The following is a 22975-nucleotide window of genomic DNA, read 5'->3' on the forward strand; positions in this document are numbered from 1 at the left end:
ACCCCTTCAATGATCGAAGTACTTTTTAGCATTGAAATAACATACATTTTGTACAATCTCCCCTAAAAAATCATAGTCTTTAGGAGCTATTCCCTCCTCAATCCAAGAGCCGAATAAATTACATAAGATTCTACGAAAATACTCGTGACGTACGTAAGATAAAAAACTTCTAGAATCAGTTACCATACCAATAAATGTACTTAATATTCCGACATTAGAAAGATCTTTTAAATGTCTTACAATTCCATCTTGATGATCGTTAAACCACCAAGCAGCCCCGAATTGGATTTTTCCTTGTATCCCTTCTGATTGGAAATTACCAATTGCTGACGCCACGATATAGTTATAGGACGGATTTAGTGTATATATGATTGTTTTAGGGAGCTGATCCACCTCATCCAAAGCATTTAAAAAATCGTTCAATGGCTTAGCCATAAAAAAGTCGTTAATCGAATCATAACCTGTATTCGAACCAATCTTCCGAAACATCTTCTTATTAGCATTCCGAACGGATCCAATGTGCAATTGCATAATCCACCCAAGCGAGTGATATAAACACCCTAGAAAATGAAGAGTAAATGTCTTATATTTTTGCTCCTCTTCATGACTCAAAATAAACCCGTCTCTCCTCTTTTGAAATAACGTACTAACCTCATAAAAATCACTCTCTACATAAGTCATTGATTCAAGACCGTGATCAGCCGCTTGACAACCAATTTCATGAAAATCATGCACTCGACTCTCAATAGCTTCCAGCAGTTGTTTATAATTCTCAATCGGTATGCCCGTAACCTCCCCTAATTTGTGCACATACTCTAGAAAATATCCGTCATTAATTTCTATAACAGCATCCGGACGAAAGGACGGAATTACCTTTACCGAAAATGACGGATCTTCATTAATCTTTTTATGGTGCACTAAATTATCGAGCGGATCATCCGTAGTTCCAATCCATTCTACATTCGACTTAAGAATGAGAGCTCGAGCAGAAAATTCTTCTTCCAGAAGCTGTTTATTACAATGATCCCACACAAATTTCCATGTTTTCTCATTTAAAAGATCGTCAACACCAAAATACCTTTTTAATTCTAAATGTGTCCAATGATATAGCGGATTGCCTATACAGTGTGGAACCACTTTTGCCCATTCCCGAAACTTTTCAATATCTGTCGCATCCCCAGTAATATATTTTTCCTCTATCCCCAACGCTCTCATTGCCCGCCATTTGTAATGATCACCTTCTAACCATAGCTCTGTCATGTTGTGAAATCGGCGATCTTCAGCGATTTCTTTTGCTTTCAAATGACAATGATAGTCTATAATTGGTAACATCTTAGCATAACCATGATACAACTCTTGAGCGTGTTTGTTTTGTAATAAAAAATCATCATGAATAAACATATTTACCCTTCTCCTTTTCACAATCCCCCAACTTCATAAAGTGTACCCCTTTCGTGTAATGGTTGTAAGTGTAAGCGCCCTTCGTGTAATTTCTTGTAATTCTCTATCGTTCAATAATCGCCTCGTGTTGACTAGGGAGTTGCCTATACCGACCGCATCTACCCCTGCTTTGATATATTTACAAATAGTTTCCTCATTTATTCCTCCCGTTACCATCAAAGGAATGTGTGGAAGGGGTTCTTTTATTTGTTGAATATACTTTGGTCCAAAAGTAGATGCAGGAAATACCTTTATCATATCCGCTCCGCACTGAAAAGCAGCGACAATTTCCGTAGGAGTCAATCCCCCGGCAACGCTAAAAATCTTCCGCTTTTTCGCTATTTGGATGACATCAACAGAGAAGGTCGGGGAAACGATGAATTGAGCTCCGGCTTCGATGACTCGTTGCGCTGTTTCGGAATCAATTACCGTTCCCGCACCAACAACCATTCCTTCTAACTCTAGCACTGCTTTTTCAAGTGCATATAATGCTCCTCTCGTTTCCATCGTGATCTCCATAATTGGAATTCCACCTTGCTGCAAAGCCAACCCTATTGGAATAATATTATCCACTGTTGCTCCTCGTATAACTGGGACAATTGTAATACTCCTAATGAATTCAAACAAATCCATGGAATCCCCTCTTCCTCATCTCGTTATATCTTCTCCTGATTGATTGACTAATCGTTCTACGTCTACGCGCTCTGGCATTCCTTCTACGTCTCCTTCCACCATCGTCACGAGTGCCCCAACCGCATTCGCTCGTCGCACAGCTTCGATTACTGGTAAACCTTCAATTAATCCAGATAACAGCCCGGCAGCAAAGCCATCGCCAGCCCCTACAGGGTCAACAACATGACTGACTGGAAAACTCGGAACGTATCCATTGCCCGTTTCTGTAAAATAATGTGCCCCTTTGGCTCCTAGTTTGATAGCCACGAGTGAAGCACCGCTTTCAATAAGCTTTCTTCCCCACTCTTCAATTGTCCCTTCCCCTAACAAAAATGAGGCCTCTTCAATTCCAGGAAGAATAATATCTGCCTGATCAATGAGACGAGACATCACCTCTTTCGCCACATCTAAATCAGGCCATAATTTCATCCGAAGGTTTGGGTCAAAAACAACTTTCACTTTGTAATATCGTGCTATCGCAATTGCAGCAAAAATAGTTTCTTGGCAGCTTCCGCTTAATGCAGGAGTAATTCCAGTAATATGCAAATACTTTGCCTTAGAAATGTATTCCTCATCTAAATCTTCAGGGGTTAACTGACTTGCTGCCGAACCATGGCGATAATAGTATACACGGATGTCATTGTGTCTTCTCTTTTCTTTGAAATAAATGCCCGTCTGTGCTTGATGAATTACCTTTGTTTGGCTAACATCTATTCCTTCCCCTTTTAAAAAGGATAAGATTGCTCTTCCAAATTCATCATCTCCTACTTTGCTAATCCATCCAACACGATGACCTAGCCGCGCTAGACCAACGGCAACATTGGACTCTGCTCCTCCAATTCTCTTTGTGAACGTACTCGCTTGTCTAATTAGTCCATCACTCGTTGGTGTAAATACAACCATTGACTCCCCAATTGTGATTACATCCATCTTATTCCTCCAACGACATTTTCTTTACATTTACAAAGGATACGAAGCTATCTCACTATCATCTAAATCGACATAACTTTCTGTCTCATCGCTCATGCATTCAATTTCAATGAGCGTCACTTCATTTTTCGTTAGAACAACCGGCAACTGAACGATGCCATTCAACCCTTTTTTACATTCTGTCAAGATATATGGATGTGCTATCTGCTTTAACGTTTCAATCTGCTTTTGACTTGGAAAACGAGGTCTCCCCATCTGCCTCCACACTCTCCACACATTCCCATGTTGTTCATTAACTATTTGACGCTTAATAAAAATATTTGAAAAAGGAACAGGAATATCGAGCTGTATCGTTCTCTCACATTCCTCTTTGCCCATTACTAAATTCCATAGTATCGCAACAATCGCTCCGTCTTTTCTTTTTGTAATAATCATTTCTGAATCCCGATAAAGCAATTCCTCTCCTAACGCCCGAAAAAATGTAAAAGCATGAAATGTTGGTTTCGGAATTAAATGAAATGCAACTAGCCCAAATCCACCATGAAATAATGATTTTGGAACGTCCATTTCTTCAAACACATCGCTAAATGTCCAATAAGAAAATGAGTCTACATAGTCTCCACCCTCGCTCAAAACGCGAGCAATATATGCCGCATTGAGCGGGGTATCGTGAATCGGATTAATGGGACTATACGATGTGTTATACTCTGTAATATGCAAAGGTAAGTGTGGAAATGGGGACTGACGAATCAAGTTGCGAACAGATCGAAATTGCTCAATCATTTCTTCAGGAGGATGAAGTTCTTGATAGTAATGTTCAAACGTTACTTTGTGTGGCGCCTTGGATGTATAGGCATGTCGACTAACAAAGTCAACTGGTACGTCCCGCTCCCCACAAAAGTTAAGAAAATCTACAATCCATTCATCACTTCCCCCACAAATTGCTGGTCCCCCAACTTTCAAATGAGAATCAACACTCTTTACAGCACGTGCTGTCACCTCATACAACTTAAAATATTCTTGTTTGTCTGCTCCCTTCCAAAAAACTTCTAAGTTCGGCTCATTCCATACTTCAAAAGGCCATTTTCTTACTTCCTCTATTCCGTATCTCTGTATGAAATGAGAAATGACTGCAACGATTAAATCTCTCCACTTGTTGTAGTCCTTTGGTGGAGTTACGTTACCCTTCCAATAAAAAACGGTCTGGTCTCCTGAAGCAAGGGCACTCGGCATGAATCCCAATTCAATAAACGGACGTATGTTTAGTGATAAATACGAATCAATGATGCGATCAATGTATGTGAAGTTATAAAACGGTCTCATTTCTCCTGCAACTTCGACCTCTCGATAAATTCCAACATCATCCGAAAGTAAGCCGTGTCCCCTAATGTGCTGGAACGATATTTTTTGTTGAACGAATTTTAAATGATCGATATATTCCTTTTGCAAAGCGAGTCCTAATCTCCCTGTTCCAACACAAAATCTCCACTTATCTTGAAACTTTTCATACCCATGTCTCGGTATTTTCACAACCTTCATAAACTTCCTCCTCATTGATAAATTTTTCGTCCGTATTGATCTTTAATGCCAGATTTACGATAAAAATAAGTATTAATAACATCACGCCACTCTTTAGCATGTTCAATTTGAATTGTTAATCGTTCTAATACGTCTTTATAACGTTTTTTATCAATTCTCCCCTCTAGCTGCTCCCACTTTTTTTTCAACTGCTTGGCTTGTTCCACCCCTTCAAAATGAGTGTCATAAATATGTTGAATGACAGTCTTTCCTGATTTCAGTCGGTGTGAATACGGTACATGGTGAAAAAACAGCAATAATTCATCAGGACAGTCCTCTAATGATTCGTATATTGTGGCGTTTTCCGGAAAGTATTGCGATGCATATCCTGTCCCACTCAATGTTGTCCGATCAACACCAATCCCATATCGATCTGCGTAATGATACGTTCCCCAATGTGAATATTCATACCCATCCACGTTTGGTCCATAATGATGTCCCGGATTTACCATCCATCCTATTCCAAGAGGAGAAGTGTAATTTTCATAAATCCTCCAGGAAGATAGAAGCATATCGCTAATCAGTTGGATGACTTGTGGATCATCTCCAAATGTTTGTATAATCCATTCCTTCGTAATTTCATCAGCTGATAAACTAGGATTCCAAGCAAGCCGGCCGAAACCGTATAAGTTCGCCTGCGCTAACGTATGACCGGTCCAATTCGGCTCATCACCAATATTAGATACTCCTGCCATACCGCTATAACGATAGTTGAATAAAGAACCATTGATTACTTTTTTAACCTCTGATCCCTTCCCTTTTGCAAACGTATCAAATTCCAATACCTCTTTCCATTGAGGAACGAGATAACATAAATGCTTCTGCTGTCCCGTATATTCTTGTGTAATTTGAACCTCCATCATTTGGTTCGTTCTCGGCATTGCACCAAACAACGGAGAAACAGGCTCTCTAACTTGAAAGTCCATTGGGCCGTTTTTAATTTGCAAGATGACATTATCGTGAAACTGTCCATCTAATGGTTTAAAGTGGTCATACGCTGCTTTTGCACGATCTGTCTTTCGATCTCTCCAATCTTGCTGACAGTTATATACAAAACACCTCCAAATAACAATACCTCCGAACGGTTCCAACGCTTCAGCCAACATGTTTGCCCCATCAGCATGACTACGTCCATACGTGAACGGACCAGGTCGAAATTCAGAGTCAGCTTTAACGATAAAACCACCAAAGTCCGGAATGAATTGATAAATACGATGAGTAATATTACTCCACCATTGTTTAACTTTAGAATCAAGAGGGTCTGCCGTTGGAAGCCCTCCAATTTCAATTGGACTAGCATAGTTGATACTCAAAAATGTTTTAACCCCATATGTCCTAAAAATACTAGCTACTTCCGATAACTCTGGTAAAAATTCATCGGTAATTAATTTTGTTTCCGTCTGATGAACATTTACATTATTAATTGAAATTGCATTAATTCCTACTGATGAAAGTAATCTTGCATAATCTTTCACTCGATTACTATTGTTTAAAAAACGACCATTATGAAAGAAAATAGATCTACCAGCATATCCACGTTCAACGCTACCATCCATATTATCCCAATGGTTAATCATACGCAGGGAATTGTTCGAATGTTCAACAATTGATAGATGATGTATATCTTCTTTCATTTGCAACAGTCGTAAAAAATGAAATACACCATACAATGTATTTGCGCTATTTTTTCCAGCAATATATATACGTAACATCCCTTTATCAATAAACGATCGGATGATATACACATCAGAACGAATACGTAATAATTCGTTATCACATAACAGTGTTTTCATTAACTCCTCATCATCAATCGTCCCAATCCAAATAAAACTTTTTGTAACAGGTCGCGATACAACATCTGGTTCGACACCAAACATTGATGTGATGCCAAATTTCAATTCTTCTAATGCGGCATATAAGATAGGATCCAATTCTTTCACAACTATTGTTTCAAAACATGCCTCTTTATAACGGTCATTTTTCTCATACCTTAGCCAACATGATTCATATCCCATCACCCAATTCACTTCCCTCTTTTTCTACTATGTCCATCAAAAAAAGAACACTCCAAAGAATAAATATTTTCACCTACGTTGGAACGTAATCCTATATTTTACTATCAAGAAGGGACTAGATAATTACTTAAACTAGCCCCTTTCATCAATTTAGTTATACAAGTTGACTAATTGCAAAGTTTTTAACAACACCTTTGCCATTTCCGCACGTGTCATTCGACCTGCTGGATCAAATGTACCGTCTGGGCGACCTTGTACGATCCCTGCTTGATATATTGCTTCAATAGATTGTCTTGACCATGCTGGCAATTGACTCGCATCACGGAAATCCGCTAGTTTCTTCGTTTCATCTTTTTCCGCCTTGTCAAAGTTGACGAACGAAAGGTTAAGAGCACGCTCGATCATGACAGCTGCTTCGGTGCGTGTAATCGGCTCATTTGGTGCAAACGTGCTTGGCGTCTTTCCTTGAATTATGCCATACTTCACCGCCGCAGCAAGTTCACCATGTTGGTTAAACCATTCTGTTCCTTTCACATCGGCAAATCGTCCATCATATGTTTCACTAGGCAACGCGAGGGCACGCACAAGCAATACGGCAAATTGTGCACGCGTCATCGGTTCATTTGGTCGGTACGCCGTCTCTGTTACCCCGCGAACGAGCTGTTTTGCTGCCAACGAATCAATATACGGCTTCGCCCAATGTTGACCGACATCCGCAAACGTCGTTGTTCCTTCGACAACAACATACGTCGAGTTCGTTAACGACTTCGCTACCGCTTTTTGATCGACGAACGTTGTCGGTACTGGAGTCAATGACCCATCATCGTTTACGCGCACAACTACCGCGCGATTTGGCTGAACAGGTTGTTTGAGCGCAATCTCTCGCTCGACATATTGAGTAAAGCGATCAATGGCTTGTTCCTTTCCATTTGCTTTTGCGACAACGTGGAACTGTACCGCATCAGACAACGTTTTAACCCGTAATTGTGGCGCATCTTTTACTTTCATCTCGATGGAAATGCTTACTTGATCTACCGTCGTTCCGAGCTGTTTAGCCACTTGATCTACTGCTTGCTTCACTTCTTTTGCCGGCAATTTATACACCGCTTGTTCACTCGCACTAACAATCGTCGCATCGGATTGTTTATTAGCTGCTTGAACAAACAACGCCGCAGGTACGTCCACTTTTGTTGCCACATCTTTAACGAGCGAACCTGTGGAAATGACGACTTGTTTCTTTTCATTTGAAAGTTCGTTGACAATCGTTGCGATATCGTTCGACGAAACGGTAGCAACTTTTTCAACAACTTTTCCATCTCTTTCTTTCACTTCCACTTTCGGCTCAACAACAACTGCACCTTTTTCTGGCGTTGTGCCACTTTCTGGTGTTGTACCGCTGCCCGGTGTTGTGCCGCTGTCTGGTGTTGTGCCGCTGTCTGGTGTTGTGCCGCTGCCCGGTGCTGTGCCGCTGTCTGGTGCTGTGCCGCTGTCTGGTGCTGTGCCGCTGTCTGGTGCTGTGCCGCTGTCTGGTTTATCTTCATTATCTAAAGTAGTTAAAAGAACAAGTGTCCCGAATACAGATGTATCCATATACGCAGTTCCAGTTGTATCATTCCAGGTTGCCACACTCTGACGCACACCATTTTTCCCATCGTTAATTTGAACATCAAACCCTATTTCGTAACCATCTTTTGGTTGTATACTTCTCAAAGGGATTTTCATCTCCACCGTATAATTAGTCCCAAATACATTAGTTTTGGACATAAATCCATTTTCAATGCTTGGTGGATTGAACGATGTTTCGTTGGCAAAATTTACTCTATATTGTCCGTCATCCTCTTGATAAAACGATGTTTTTGCATTATTTTCGTCCACAAACACCTCTACCGAATCCTGCTCCCAAGGATTTGTACTTGCCTTATCTAGCTGGTCGTCGTTAACTTGTACTAGCACATACAGATGCCCTTCATCCCAAAGAACTTTAGCAGTTCCGCTTGCACCTTGCCATGCCATTTGATAACGGTCAATAGAGATAGAAGGCACACCGTTCCAAATGGAATCGACGACTCCATCACCATCAATTACAGGTGTACCATACAAAGCAACTGCTTTCCGTGCCTCTTCCGTCACAATAGGATTTTCTTGTATAAATGTATCGGGATCAATTACAGCATAGTAACTCGGCTTGGCCTGTAAATTTCGATCAAATAACAATGGGCTTGTTGATGCACGCCAACTTGCCGCATCGTTTAATCCCCATAGCGTAACTCGGGAGATATATGGCGCTTTTTCTTTGAATATTTTGAATAATTTAGCGTATAAATAGGCTTGTGCTTTGGACTGTTCCTCCGTCAGATGATTATCCGTTCCAGCTTGAATATCGAGTTCAGTGATACTAATCTCCACACCAAGAGAAATAAATCTTTCCAACGACATTTTTACATTATCTGGATTTGTTCTTGTGTTGTAATGCCCTTGCATTCCAATTCCATCAATTAATTTTTTGCCAGGATGCTCTTGTTCAAATTTTTCATTAAGCTCTTTTACCATATGATAAATGGCTTGTGCTTTCCTTTGATTATCTTCATTGTAATCATTGTAATATAGCTTAATATCCCAACCATTTTCGTCTACAACTTGTCGTGCGATTCGGAAAGCTTGCTCAACATAATCGGAACCGATTGAATAGTACCATGGTGACTTCCTTAATGACTCCTCCCAATTATTTGGATTAGGTGGATTATCAATGATCGCTTCATTGACAACATCCCATGAAATAACTCTATTACCAAAATGTTTAATGACGGTTTCGATGTGGTTTTTTAAGTTTTCTAACGCCTCCTTCCTACTGAGAAGGCTTCCATCTTCTCTAGTGGTCATCCATTCGGGTGTCTGCTGATGCCATACGAGAACATGTCCATGTACTTTCATCCCTTCTTCTATAGCTTTATTTACAATACTATCTGCTGCTTCGAAGGTAAAGTTCCCTTTAGTGGGTTGTAAATAGCTAGGTTTCATAGCGTTTTCTGCTGTTATGCTGTTGTAATGCAACTTGAGAAGTTCGAGTCTCTCTCCATCCAAATCAGCAGCTGATACGGCACTACCAATTAAAAAGTCACTTTCATAAACGTTCTTGATAGGAAGAAGATCCTTTTGTACAGAGATAGGGTTTCCACTCTTTACTAAACGAACATCATCAATATAAAAAGATGCAGTACTACTGTTTGGGCTTTCCACGTAAATCGTTAAATATTCGCCTCCCGAACTATTGTAGCGATACTTTCCTTCAAACAGTACCCATCCATCATCAGCGCTAATTACCTTACTTAAAATATTGTTGTAACTCGCACCACTTCCACTTCCAACTTGAGTAGATAATTGAATTTGTGCATTTTCAGGTGAAATGAGTTTAACCCACAAGGAAATCGTATATTCATATCCTAGATCAATATATTTCTCGATGCGTAAAGAAGGACCATGCCAGTTTTGCGCTCTATTTTCTACCTTTAATGCGTACGTTCCCCCTTGGGTTTTGTTATCCTCGTTGGTTACAGTTAATTTCTCTGTTCCTGCACGCCCCTCAAATCCACCTAAACTTTGATCTTCAAAATCAATCATTTCAAAAGGTAAAGCCGATGGTCTTAAAATAGGAGTCTCACCATCTTCTCCTCCTACATCACTAGTTGAAATTGAAAAATACCCGACATAAAATGAAACTGTTTTACCATTATCGTTGGATTGTATACGAAGACGAGTATCTCCTTTACTCATGTCAAGAGTAAACGTTGTATTTATAGTGAACGATTCCCCGTTCTTTAAGTCGGCACTTGCTAACCATCCATATGTTTTATCTACAGTTTGCAAATACACTTGAGCTCCTGAAGGAACAACTTCACTTTCATCGACATATCCTGTAATGTTGATCGTATATGTTTTTCCATCTTGTAATCCAAGCTCTGAGAAATAGAAATCTACTCCGTCCCAGTTATTCGATCGATTACTAATATATAATGCAGTTCCATCTTCATTCCCTGTAAACAGTTTATTTTTTACTAGAGTGAGGGTTGCACCACCAGATTGAACATAGTTTCTTTGTTCACTAAATGTTTCCTCATAAACAAGGTTAGAATTCATTTGTGCATATGAGATAGGAAACGTCGGAACGATAAGCAAAAATGTAAGTAATACAAGGAAGACTTTCTTGACGCGACGCTTATACATTTTATCCTCCTCCTAATAAGTATAATTTTTTATAAAAATTATAAACATGTACAAACTTTCCAAAAAGCTGGCTTCGGCTGATGATTTTCATCAAACAAAAACGGCCAATTTTTTCTTTGCTTGACTGGAAAATTATCAAGCCATGTATAATCATCTGCAATGCCCCAAAATGTTACATTTCGAATGACATCGCTGTACTCCTTAAATAAAGAAAAAATTTGGTCATATCGCTCCGCTTGCTTATCAACCATTTGATCCGTCGGCTTTATTAAATCATTTCGATGATCATCAAACTCGAACATGGATATGTCCAACTCTGTAATATGTAGTTGGACACCAAGGGAGGCGTATCGTTCAATAGCTAAACGAATCTCTTCTAATGTTGGACGAGTCAAACTCCAATGTGCTTGCAACCCTATACCATCAACTGGTATGTGTTTTTCAAGTAGTGACTTCACTAACTTGTAAATTTTCTCCCTTTTTTCAGGAAATGACTCATTATAATCGTTGTAAAATAAAAGGGCATTTGGATCAGCTTCCCGTGCGTAGAGAAATGCCTTCTCGATGAATTCCATACCGGCTATTTCACTCCATCTAGAAATACGCAACAAATCGTTACCTTCATCCGCAACGGCCTCATTAACGACATCCCAACAGTACACTTTTCCCTTATATCGCTGTATAACAGTTGAAATATGTGCTTTCAACCGTTCAAATAACAATTCTTTTCCGACTACCTTTCCTTCTCCATCATAAAACATCCAAGGCGGAGTTTGGTTATGCCATACGAGGGTATGGCCGCGTACTACCATGTTGTTAGATAAGGCAAAATGAACAATTTCATCAGCCTGTTCAAACGTAAATTCCCCTTCTTTCGGTTGGAGATGTTCAAATTTCATATGATTTTCGGCAGTAATGCTATTCACATGGCTTACTAATAGATCTTTTTGCGTTTTAATTGTAATAGGGCTAACAGCGGCACCAATGCGAAAATGCTCTTTGTACACTTCACGTAACGACGGAATCATACTTATTTCCCTCCAAACTGTATATTTTTACTCCCCTTTTACTCCTCCTAAAGTTAATCCTTTAATAAAATACTTTTGTAAAAACGGATAAACTAAGATAATAGGCAAACTAGCAATAATTGTCATTGTGGCTCGAATCGATGCAGGGGTCACTGCGTTCGATTGTCCACTCGCATTTGCAAATGCGTCCGCTGCCGTTTTCCCTGACATTGTGGCATTCGTATTTTGTAAGATTTTCATTAATTCATACTGTAAAGTACTTAAATTGGGATTAGATGAATTATAGAGAAACACATCAAACCACGAATTCCATTGATACACAGCAACAAAAAGAGACACCGTAGCTAGAACCGGCAAGGAAAGAGGAAGTATAATTTTAAAAAATATAGTAAATTCCCCAGCACCATCAATACGAGCCGATTCAACTAAACTATTAGGAAGACCTTCAATAAATGAACGAATAACGATCAAGTTGAATACACCGATGATGCCAGGAATGATATAGACCCAAAACGTCCCAATCAAACCAAGGTCTCTCATTAATAAATACGTTGGAATTAACCCACCATTAAAATACATTGTTAAAACGAAAGCGATGGTCACAAATTTTCGAAATATAAATTCTTTCCGACTAATAACATACGCTACCATAGCTGTACAAAATACTGAAATGGCCGTGCCCAGAACGGTTCTCAACACAGAAATAAATAACGCGTTTAATAATGTATTTTCCTTCAACACATATTGATAGTTATATAATGTAAACTCTCGTGGCCAAAGATATATTCCACCTTTTATCGTGTCATTTGCATCGTTAAGGGAGATGGCCAATGTATTTAACATCGGATAAAGCATTACAATGCACAACATGATCATAAAACTGTAGTTAAATATGTTAAATAATATGTCTCCCCTAGACATGTAACGAACCTTACTCCTAAACGCTACATTGATTTTTTGCATGTCCATCTACTCCAATCTCAAAATAATCTTGCCTGTCCGAGACGTTTAGCAATATGGTTAGCACTAAACAATAAAATGAAGCTTACGACTGTTTTAAAAATTCCTGCTGCTGTAGCAAGTGAAAAATTCCCCATGGAAATACCATACTTAAGAACAAAAATATCGAGATTCTCAGAATAATCTAAGTTCATCGGATTTCCTAATAAGTACTGCGGTTCAAATCCTGTTTCTAAAATATTCCCTAAATTTAAAATGAGCAAAATAACAATGGTCGGTTTTAAAGAAGGGAGGGTAATATAGAAAATGCGTTGTAATCTCGATGCCCCATCAATTTCTGCTGCCTCATATTGCTCAGGATCAATCATTGCGATAGCAGCCAAATAAATAATTGTATTCCAACCTACATTTTTCCACACTTCGGAGACCCCGATAATGCCCCAGAAGTATTCACCGATCCCTAACCAAAGAATAGGTTCATCAATGATCCCCAATTTCTGTAGTACAATATTGACAATACCGTTCTCCAGCGATAAAGCATATGAAATGATCCCTGCTGCTACTACCCAAGAAAGAAAGTGAGGCATATAGCTAATCGTTTGTACAATTCGTTTAAACTTCCCATTATGCAGCTCATTAAACAAAATGGCTAAAGTAATTGCAGTAACAAAACCGAGGACGAGATTAATGACACTCATTGCCAATGTGTTGCGCAACACTCTTAAAAATGCTTCATCTTGAAAGAGAAACTTAAAGTGTTTCAATCCAACCCACTCTTGCTCACTAAATGGAAGTCCAGGACGATAATCTTGGAAAGCCATTGTCCAGCCCCACAACGGAACATATTTAAAAACAAATAACCAAATGAGAAACGGGAAACTCATCAAAATTAAAGCTCTTTGCTGAATAACTGTTTTCCAAAACTTCCTCTTCTTTTTCACTTTCTTCGGTAACATAGGAGGGGAAGTCTCTTTTCGAACGTTCTTTTCTAGCTCCAATTTTTAGCACCTCTTTTACTATGTTATTTACATTTGGAAAAGAAGGACCTAGTCAAACTATAAATAGTAGACCGGTCCATCTTTATCTTGAACTTTTTTTATTTTTTCCCCTTACTCTGTTCCACCTTCATTTTTACATATTTCGTAATCTCCTCTTCAAACGCCTTTATATCCAATTTGTTGTATTCTGTCACATAATCTTTCCAATTATCTTCGAATTTACTAGGTGGGTCTAAAACTAATTTCGGGAAATATTTTCTTTGTAAATCTTGTTTCTTTTGTTGATAAATTTGCGCTGGTGATCCTTGTTTAATAGGTGCACTCCATGCCGGATACCAAGGACGTTCATCAGGCTTTGCAAATAAGTCTGAGAATACTTTCGCACCGTAAGCCTCTAAAATCTTTTTATCTCCTTCGGTATAGCTTGCTTGAGCGACTTCAGGTTGCCTGCGCGGCTCCCATGCATTTCCGTCAGAAAACATACCGTTTCCACGTGGCCAATACCATTCAAAGTATGCAAATCCAAATTGTTCGCGAAATTGTTCATCCGACGTTTTTTGGATTTGCTCCTCTGTTCGATAGTAACGACCATTTTCATCAACTTCATACGTTTCCCCTTTAATTCCCCACGTCATTAATTTTTGATTTTCCTCTTTAGCCATATTATCGAAATATTTGATGATACGAATCGGATCTTTTGCACTAACTGTAATACCAATCCCTCGATTGGACGCAAAAGCCGGTGGATCTACATACTGGTCTTTGATGTTCTTGTCGAACACAATTGGAAGCGGCATATAGCGTAGATCATCATTTCCTGATTGCCTAAGGGAATTTAGTGCCTGATTTACTTGCCAACCGTAATCGAAAAAGCCTAGCACCCTTCCAGAAGCAATTTTTGCTAAATATTCGTCATAGTTAGAAACGAATGATTCTTTATCAAATAAACCTTTTGCATTAATCTCATTTAATTTTTTCAACCAACGTTTCGTATACTCCCCATTTCCATACACTTTAGCCTCGTGCGTTTGCATATCAACAATAACTTCCCCGTCGTTCGGGTAACCAGCTAAATGCGCTGGCGGGTTGGAAATAACGAAAAATCTCCAGTCATAAGTGAGTGCAGTAAAGCCAATCGTAGGCTTTCCATCTGTTTGCGGATACTTTTCTTTATATTTCTCAATCAAGTCGAAATACTCATCCAACGTTTTAATTTTTGGATATCCAAACTCTTTTAATACGCGTCTTTGAATCCAAAACGCCCCTTGGTCAATATCAGGATTCGGAACGTAACCGTGGTTGACGCCAAAAGGTAAGAAATAAATATTTCCATCCTCCGCCTTCATTTGTTCCAAATATGGTTCATATAATTTTTTTAAATTTGGAGCATGTTTTTCAATAAGATCGTTTAACGGAATAAACGCTTTGGCATCAATCAATTTATCAATAGCAGCATCAGGTACTAACGTATCAGGATACTGTCCACTGGCAATCATCGTACCAATTTTCGTATTAAGATCACCTACTAAATATTCCATTTTCACGTTAACACCAGTTTGCTCTTCGAAAATTTTTCCTATTCTCGTTTGATTTGCTTCAATATTTTTCTTCGCAGTCCCTCCGTTAAAATAAGTAAAAGTAAAAGGTGCTTTCTCATCGTTGTTTGTTGAAGATGACTCACCCTTATCGCTACCGACGTTCGCTTTTTCGTTACAAGCGGTTACTAAAAGAAGCAACAAACTTAACAGTAAAGAAACAAGTACATTCCTTCTCATTCTTCTCCCCCTTTTTCGTGTAATTGCTCTTTCACTCATCTTCTCTCCCCCTTTCTTGTAAGTGCTTTCATTATAACGTCTACACAAACGCTCGATTAACCATATAAAGTTAAGATTGTACTTAAAAAAGTTAAGTTCACCGCGATAAGTATATAAATAAAAAAGCCTCCAAAATGTGGGATTCCCCACCTTTTTCGGAAGGCTGCCATGTTTTATGTTACATACAATGTGTTAGTATGCGGATAATCTCCTCAACATATAGTCTCTATTCCTCCAGTTCCAGCGGCAGAAAAATTTTCACAACTGTTCCGTCATCATTGAAAATTTGAAAAATGAACCGATTTCCATACAACATTTTCAAACGATAATACACGTTTTTAATCCCTATATTTCCCCATTCCTCCTCCTTATTCAATGATTCAAAAAGCTTCATAAGAGTCTGTTCTTCAATTCCCGGACCATTGTCACGAATGCATATTTTCATCCACTCCTCTTCTTTTATTATTTGGACATTCACTTTTCCATTTTCTCTTTTAGTCTCCATTCCATGTTTAAATGCATTTTCAACAAAAGTGAGGATGATCATATTCGGAATTGTTTTCTCATATAACTCCTTATCTACTTGGATATCGTAGGAAATCTTATCACCAAATCTGTATTTCTGTAAATTAAGAAAAGACATCACTATGCGAATCTCCTCACGCACCGTTACCCAATCTCTTCCCCAACTAATTGATTTTCTTAAAATATTAGCCATATTTTCAATCATTTCAGCCGTTTCGTATTCTTTTTTAACTACACTTCTCATGCGAATAGTTTCTAGAACGTTAAAAAGAAAGTGCGGATTAATTTGATTTCGTAATGCTTCAAGTTGGGCTTGTTTCTTTTTTAATTCCAATTCCTTTTTTTGGATACCAACTACATACACATCTTTAATTAGTCTTTTAATTTTATATGACATATGATTGAATGCTTGAGTGAGCTGACCTATTTCATCACGATAGATGTCCGTTCGAATGGTTTCAAACTGCTCATTTTCCATTTTTTTTATATATTTAAACAATCTCTTAATACGAGCATTCAATGATCGGGAAATAGAAAAAATAATTAAAGAAGGAATAAGCAAGTTTAAAATCGTTAAATAAAAGACAAATGCCCCCGAATAATGGATCTCCTTATATATTTTCTCAGAATCAATTAATCCTATTACTTTCCAACCCTTAAAGTACTCTCCTTCCCCGTACTTATGTTCTACAATTATTTTTTCGTTCCCAACTTGAAAATGAGCAACGGTATCTTGGATGTCACTAGAAGTAGGTAAGTTTGTTGCATATTCGATTTTTCCTTTAGAATTAACCAAATAAACACTTCCTGGAAATGTTTTATTTTGAAATAAATAGTTTATTACATTTCTATCTAAATCTATTTTGACGAATTTTAATGTTTCATTATAAACCGTAAAATAATCCAATTTTCTCACAATAAAAAACTCGCCATTCACATGAATAAGGTTCGGTAACGAACTCATCTGTCGATACCATTCCGTTTGTTGTATATTCACTGTGAGTGGCTGAACTTGAGCCGAAAACATAACAGTAGGATTACTAGTGAAAAAGGTGATAGAGCGAATAAACGGATACATATAACGGTACTTATTAAACTGAGGTAGAATTTCATTGTAAGATTGTACGTATTCTGCTTCTGACTGATACTGCCGATCCAACATTTCATTAATTTGATTATCCATGTACAACAATGTTGAAATGCCCATAGCTTGCTCGACATGTTGCTTCCAATCATTTTTTATTTGCTCGATGACTAATGATGCATCGTGTATCCTTTGTTGCTTCAAATTTTGTGTGGTAACGTAGTAAAAAAGCCAATTCGTTACAACGACAGGGATAAATACTGCAAAAATATAAAGTAGCGTCAGCTTATCTTTTAACTTTATATTGTGAAAAAACTCCATGCGTCTTCTAAAAAAATTACGTGCGAATTGTTTGCTTACGATACTCAGTAGGTGTAAACCCTTCCATTTTTTCGAATTGCGTGACAAAATAATCAACACTCCCAAACCCTACTTGTTCAGCAATTTCATAAATCCTTAAATCCGTTGTCCGAAGAAGCTTTTTCGCTTGCTGAATGCGCAACTGTAGTAAAAATTTTTTAAAATAAACACCATATGTTTTTCTAAAAAGCTGTCCCAAATAAACTGGATTCATATAAAACCGCTGAGCGATATGTTTTAAACTAATATTTTTATGGTAGTTTTCTTCAATATATTTTTTTACTTTGTGAATTTCACACGTAATCATTTGTTCTCTTAACTGGGAAACTAAATTCGCGCATTCAACAACAAAATGACTAAATCGCTGTTCTAACTCATTCAAACTAACATTATAATTTCTACATTTCATTACATTTGAAAATGTTTTTAACTGTTCTGCATCCCCTCCGAACTGTTTTACAATATTAGCTACTTCTCTCACTAAATAAGTGATCGAAGATTTCACAGCCTCAACAGCAAAAAGCTTCATTCGAAATTCATCAAAAATATGATTTACAACACATAAAACGTCTGATATTCGCGATTCTTCTATATATTCAATCAATTTTTCACAAAGTTTCCCGTCAATATCACCATAATAAATGTCTATCCCTTCAATTCGTTCGTACAAGATCGGCCCTTCATCGATCACATATTTGTAACTCATCATATAGTATACTTGTTCAACAGCCTTCCGTAATTGATTAAAACCTAAAATGAAGTCGCTAGCGTACACAGTCGTGCTCAAACCTAATTGCTTCAACTGCTCATATAATATGCTTATGTTCTCAAACATTTCTGTTTCCTGTCCGGTCATTAATAACAATCCGTATCGATCTAACTCATGTTCATAAATAGGAAAGTGGAGAGGTTGTTTAATTTTCTTTTTGAAAAGATCCTCAATTTTATGCCTTGTGTAAATATTGTCCAAACATTCCACATCATTATCACGGTTAACTTCTACCATAACGTAACAGAATAAGGATGAGGCAGGAACACCAAAGCGTTGAACTTGCTCATACACGGTCCCACAGTCATTCTCTCCCTTAATTAACTTGTGAAACAATATTTTTGAAAGTTGCTCTTCCATCACTTTCGCTTGTTCCTTTTGTGCATCTAATAAACGAAAAATTCTTTCCAACGCACGTTCAAACTCCTTCTTAGAAATCGGTTTAAGAATGAAGTCGCAAACCCCATACTTAATGGCTTGTTGGGCGTAGCTGAATTCACTATGTCCGCTAATAACAATAAACTTAGGACTAATAAATTGATTTGAAGTTACGCACCGAATAAGCTCTAATCCATCCATCCCAGGCATGCGAATATCTGTAATGACCACATCCGGCTGTTCCTTTTCAATTATCTTCAACGCATCCTCCCCGTCACTAGCCTCACCACAAATCTCATATCCACAGCCTTCCCAATCGATCAACACCTTCAGTCCTTCTCTAATAAATACCTCATCATCTACAAGCACTACTCTGTACATCGCTTCTCCCCCACTTCACTTTGAACATTCCTTGAAAACAGCTGATCTCCTTACAACTTGATACAATGTATAAACTATTACGGGATGAGAAACTCTCATCTCATTTTTTCTAGCTGTGAGTAACATGGAGGACTTTATATTATTCTACTGCACATTTTCTTTTCTGTTGGACCTAAAAAATTTAATATTTACTTAAAAAACTCAAGATATTACCTATTGTTTATTTTAAAAAATATTAAAATTTTTTAAAAACATGAACTATGTTTCACTGTTAGATGAGCCCCATTTCTCTTGCTTTCTTTCAACCTTTTTAAAGACATGGAGGGCACCCGTCATCACTAGCAAGGCGAACAAACTCATGCTAAAAAAAGGAATAATTCCGGGTAAATAAAAAAATACAACGCATAATAATCCGATCGTAATTACCATCATACTCGTGATGAGCGGATTTGCCATTCCGATTAGGAACGCATATTTCAAGTATTGAAAAAACTTCAAATTATAATGAACGTAAACAGGGAAAATATATAGCAAAGTAACTGTATATAAAATAAAGCTAATGGATAGAGCAATGAAAAAAAGGGTGTGTATATTTGCTGACAAATTTGAAAGATATAACATATCCATATATAACACTATAAATATGGTAGTGAATATTAAACCTAAAGCATTCGCTTTGAAAAACTCTTGTTTATATACTTTGAAAAATGTTTTAAATATCGGAAAGTTGTGATCATGGAATAACAACCACTTCCTTACAATTGTAAAAAGAGCAACAGTTGCTGGGAAAAAACCGAGAAAGAGAACTCCTATCACTGTGAATAAAATCCATAGCACATTGATGTATGCAAGTTTTGTAATCCACTCACAAAAGCGATAAAACTTTCCTTCTAAAGTACCAAAGTTCATTGCGCATCCGTCCTATCTAAACTTTGTAACTAACATCATTATACAATAATGGGGGGATTTATCCCCCCATTATTGTAAGTTTTCTTTCCTTTCTTAAACGTCATCATTTTTATACAATTCTTTTTCCGATTGCAACAAATCACTAACAGTGACAAACTCATATCCTTGTATAAATAGCTCCTCGATAATCACTTCGACTGCCTCAACTGTTTGGGAACGATCCCCAAAACCATCATGGAAAAGCAAGATCACCCCGTTGTTTATACGCTCGCGCGTCTTAGTGATAATATGGTCTCGACCGGGCTGTTCCCAATCTAATGCATCTACATTCACCGCTCCAATCGTCTGATATTTGAAGCGACTAACAATAAGTTCTACATCCTCATTGTAACGAAAATATGGTGGCCGAAACACTTTAGGTTTTCTTCTTGTAAAATTTTCGATGATTTTATCAGCATATTGAATTTCGTGCAAACATTCATGACGATTTATTAATGTCAAGTCGGGATGTGAGTACGTATGATTTCCAATCTCATGCCCAAGAGCAACAACTGCCTCGACAATCTCAGGATACATGGCCATATGTTCACCAATCATAAAAAATGTCGCCTTTCCCGAAACGTTCTTAAATAAATCTAATATGTGTGGCGTATAGATCGGGTTTGGGCCGTCATCGAATGTTACCGCAACCATTTTACGAGAAGTTTCAACTTTCTCAATCATCCCGAATGCCCCTCCTTGAATTAATCATTCCAACGATTCAGAGAGACTTTTCACCCCCGAGAAGAGGGGAATTTGTTCCCCTCTTCTAACCATAAAATGCTCGTCACACCACGCGGATAGTATTTACTTCCACTAATCTCACCAGAAATAATTTGATCGCTCCAACTCCAGATCGAAAGCTCCGGATGGGTAAGCCATGAGACATGGGCCTCGTCGGCGCGTTTTCCTTGTTCGTTCCACTCCAAGCCTAGAAGATGGCGAGCAACGAATTGGCATAAATAAATTTTACTTAACCATGAGTTGTTACTTGTAGAGGAAATTTTCCATCCTCCATCTGAAAATAGACAAACTCCTTCCTGTAGCACATAGTTCAAGTGTGTTTTCAATGCTTGAATATACGATTTAAAACGCCCATTTTCATCCAATGCTTCATGGTTATTCGTAAAGTAAGGGAATACAAGTCCTTCAATCGCCGGAATAATTTTTGAATCATTCCCTTCACCCATTATTGCCGGAATATATCCCTCATCTGTGACATAGCTTATAATTGTTGCAGCACATCTTTCGGCTTGCTTTCCAGCTAGCATAGCCAATTGCTCGTTGCCAACATCCTTAAACAGCTTTTCTAATGCAACATAAGCTGCCCAACACTTTCCAGCTAAATATAAGTTGTTACGTGCTTGGCCAAGCGATACATCGAGACTATCATATGTCGTAATCTCTGCCCCACCCATCGTGCGGTTACTATCGAGTCCCATAATTCCATTTCGCTTTTCAGGATCCGGATGATCTCGATGAACCATACTTTCGAGACATTTCTCCAAAACCGACAGATGTTTATCGCGCCACGTCACATCTCCTGTTTGTCGAATGTATACTGCAGCACAAAGCACCCAGTTGACGAGTTGTTCGTGTGTCATATGAGAAAAACACCCGCTAATCCCATACAATTCATACGACGAATAATGTGGACGAGAAAATGTGTTTGCTACTCCCATATCGTGAGTAAAACTGATACCACCTGGGTACTCTAACTCTTCACCAGGAAACCGAACACAATCTTCATAACTATAGCGCTCGACGTATAAATCCAATACATTTCTTACAGTCCATGGATTCATCTTTAATTCAAAAAATAGCTGATCGACAGTGAGATCAAACGTGTTCATCATTCGGTACTCACCTTCATTAACAACCCAAATAGGTTTTCCCTCACATTCTAGTAGCTGCGTATTACCATAGTAACTGCGTATTGCATGAGCCATCATAAACTTTTGATCATCGGACAACCATTGTTTCTCGATGAGCGCGTTAGAGTGGAATGATTGTTCCTTTAACACTTCTACATGCTCTAACGCATAAAGAGCGACTTCTTCAATGTTTTTGAAGAAACGAGTATAAAGGTAAGAAGCATCCATTCCTGCCGTAACATAGCCACCCCGATAAAAGCAAATTGCGAATTGATATGTTTTCTTCTTCCCTGGTGGAACATCCATGATAAGTGCACCGACTTTTCCAAGACCAAATGTCCAGTTTTCTTTGAGCGGTGTTGTCAAAATATCTTCCATGCTGAAATGTAGCGCCGAATGCACATCGTCATTATTTGTAGCGATGCTAACGATTCGTCCTTGTCCGACACCCCGAATTCCAGGACACGTATCATCGATTCGCCGCATGGATGTATACGGATCGTTCCCCTCAAATCCAAAAAAAGCACGTCTTGTTCCTGTTCCTTTTGTATTATCAATCGTTATCTCAGCAATAATAGCTGGAACTATCGCCAATTTTAGCTCTTCATCATTCGCTTTTTCCGGATCAGGCACCGACTTAGCTGGAGAATAAATAGTAAGTGTCAAATCTTTTGCTTTCCATGTATCCGTTCCAACATGGAACTCTCTTTCAATTTGATCCTTCGCTATCGGAAACAAAATTTTTGGTTTTTCCGGACTCGGATCAGGATTTTCAATATCATACCTCTTACTTTCATCTTCATTCGCTATTTCTAAAAATGGCAACACATCATATATACCTGGTTCATTTAATGACTGTACACCTATAAATATATTTTGTTTTGGGGGACGGGCAAGCTCAAGATCAAATCCCCCACTTTTACCCGGGAAACCTAGTGTAAAACTCGCAAACGCTCCAACAGGTGAATGATGGGCGTTAAAGAACATGTTCGTCGGCATA

15 protein-coding genes are annotated in these 22975 nt (G+C 38.2%); all 15 read right to left on the reverse strand.

Annotated features, from left to right (window positions below; genetic code table 11):
- Window positions 1–6: 6 nt before the first annotated feature.
- A complete protein-coding gene (uxaC, locus tag LD028_RS16745; RefSeq protein ID WP_237812437.1) occupies window positions 7–1401 on the reverse strand; it encodes a glucuronate isomerase in 1395 nt (464 codons plus the stop codon).
- A 33-nt stretch (window positions 1402–1434) separates the two neighbouring features.
- The gene (locus LD028_RS16750) at window positions 1435–2073 is read right to left on the reverse strand and encodes a bifunctional 4-hydroxy-2-oxoglutarate aldolase/2-dehydro-3-deoxy-phosphogluconate aldolase (RefSeq protein ID WP_237812438.1); all 639 of its coding nucleotides are present in this window, start codon (window positions 2071–2073) and stop codon (window positions 1435–1437) included.
- A 15-nt stretch (window positions 2074–2088) separates the two neighbouring features.
- Complete coding sequence (locus LD028_RS16755; RefSeq protein WP_237812439.1) at window positions 2089–3042, reverse strand: sugar kinase; 954 nt, start codon at window positions 3040–3042, stop codon at window positions 2089–2091.
- A gap of 30 nt (window positions 3043–3072) precedes the next feature.
- Entirely contained in the window at window positions 3073–4581 is a 1509-nt protein-coding gene (locus LD028_RS16760; protein WP_237812440.1) for a GH39 family glycosyl hydrolase, read from the reverse strand.
- Between the two features lie 11 nt (window positions 4582–4592).
- Window positions 4593–6635, reverse strand: a complete 2043-nt coding sequence (locus LD028_RS16765) for an alpha-glucuronidase family glycosyl hydrolase (protein WP_237812580.1) — start codon at window positions 6633–6635, stop codon at window positions 4593–4595.
- A gap of 150 nt (window positions 6636–6785) precedes the next feature.
- The gene (locus LD028_RS16770; protein WP_237812441.1) at window positions 6786–10856 is read right to left on the reverse strand and encodes an endo-1,4-beta-xylanase; all 4071 of its coding nucleotides are present in this window, start codon (window positions 10854–10856) and stop codon (window positions 6786–6788) included.
- 38 nt (window positions 10857–10894) lie between these two features.
- Window positions 10895–11884 carry an endo-1,4-beta-xylanase gene (locus LD028_RS16775; RefSeq protein WP_237812442.1) on the reverse strand — a complete coding sequence of 330 codons (990 nt, stop codon included), beginning with the start codon at window positions 11882–11884 and terminating at the stop codon, window positions 10895–10897.
- A gap of 27 nt (window positions 11885–11911) precedes the next feature.
- On the reverse strand, window positions 11912–12847 hold the full coding sequence (locus LD028_RS16780) for a carbohydrate ABC transporter permease (RefSeq protein WP_042534849.1): 936 nt from the start codon (window positions 12845–12847) through the stop codon (window positions 11912–11914).
- 17 nt (window positions 12848–12864) lie between these two features.
- Window positions 12865–13800 carry an ABC transporter permease gene (locus tag LD028_RS16785; RefSeq protein ID WP_042534847.1) on the reverse strand — a complete coding sequence of 312 codons (936 nt, stop codon included), beginning with the start codon at window positions 13798–13800 and terminating at the stop codon, window positions 12865–12867.
- A gap of 140 nt (window positions 13801–13940) precedes the next feature.
- Window positions 13941–15617, reverse strand: a complete 1677-nt coding sequence (locus tag LD028_RS16790) for an ABC transporter substrate-binding protein (protein ID WP_370642795.1) — start codon at window positions 15615–15617, stop codon at window positions 13941–13943.
- A gap of 265 nt (window positions 15618–15882) precedes the next feature.
- On the reverse strand, window positions 15883–17685 hold the full coding sequence (locus tag LD028_RS16795) for a sensor histidine kinase (protein WP_237812444.1): 1803 nt from the start codon (window positions 17683–17685) through the stop codon (window positions 15883–15885).
- Entirely contained in the window at window positions 17603–19153 is a 1551-nt protein-coding gene (locus tag LD028_RS16800) for a response regulator transcription factor (RefSeq protein WP_237812445.1), read from the reverse strand. Before LD028_RS16800 ends, LD028_RS16795 begins: the two co-directional genes overlap by 83 nt.
- 258 nt (window positions 19154–19411) lie before the next feature.
- Window positions 19412–20062, reverse strand: a complete 651-nt coding sequence (locus tag LD028_RS16805; RefSeq protein WP_237812446.1) for a YesL family protein — start codon at window positions 20060–20062, stop codon at window positions 19412–19414.
- Window positions 20063–20155: 93 nt separating this feature from the next.
- Entirely contained in the window at window positions 20156–20785 is a 630-nt protein-coding gene (locus LD028_RS16810; protein WP_042534823.1) for a polysaccharide deacetylase family protein, read from the reverse strand.
- Window positions 20786–20835: 50 nt separating this feature from the next.
- A complete protein-coding gene (locus LD028_RS16815; RefSeq protein WP_237812447.1) occupies window positions 20836–22974 on the reverse strand; it encodes a glycoside hydrolase family 52 protein in 2139 nt (712 codons plus the stop codon).
- Window position 22975 lies beyond the last annotated feature (1 nt).

The sequence above is a fragment of the Anoxybacillus sp. LAT27 genome (genome assembly GCF_022030075.1).
Classification (GTDB): domain Bacteria; phylum Bacillota; class Bacilli; order Bacillales; family Anoxybacillaceae; genus Anoxybacillus; species Anoxybacillus kestanbolensis.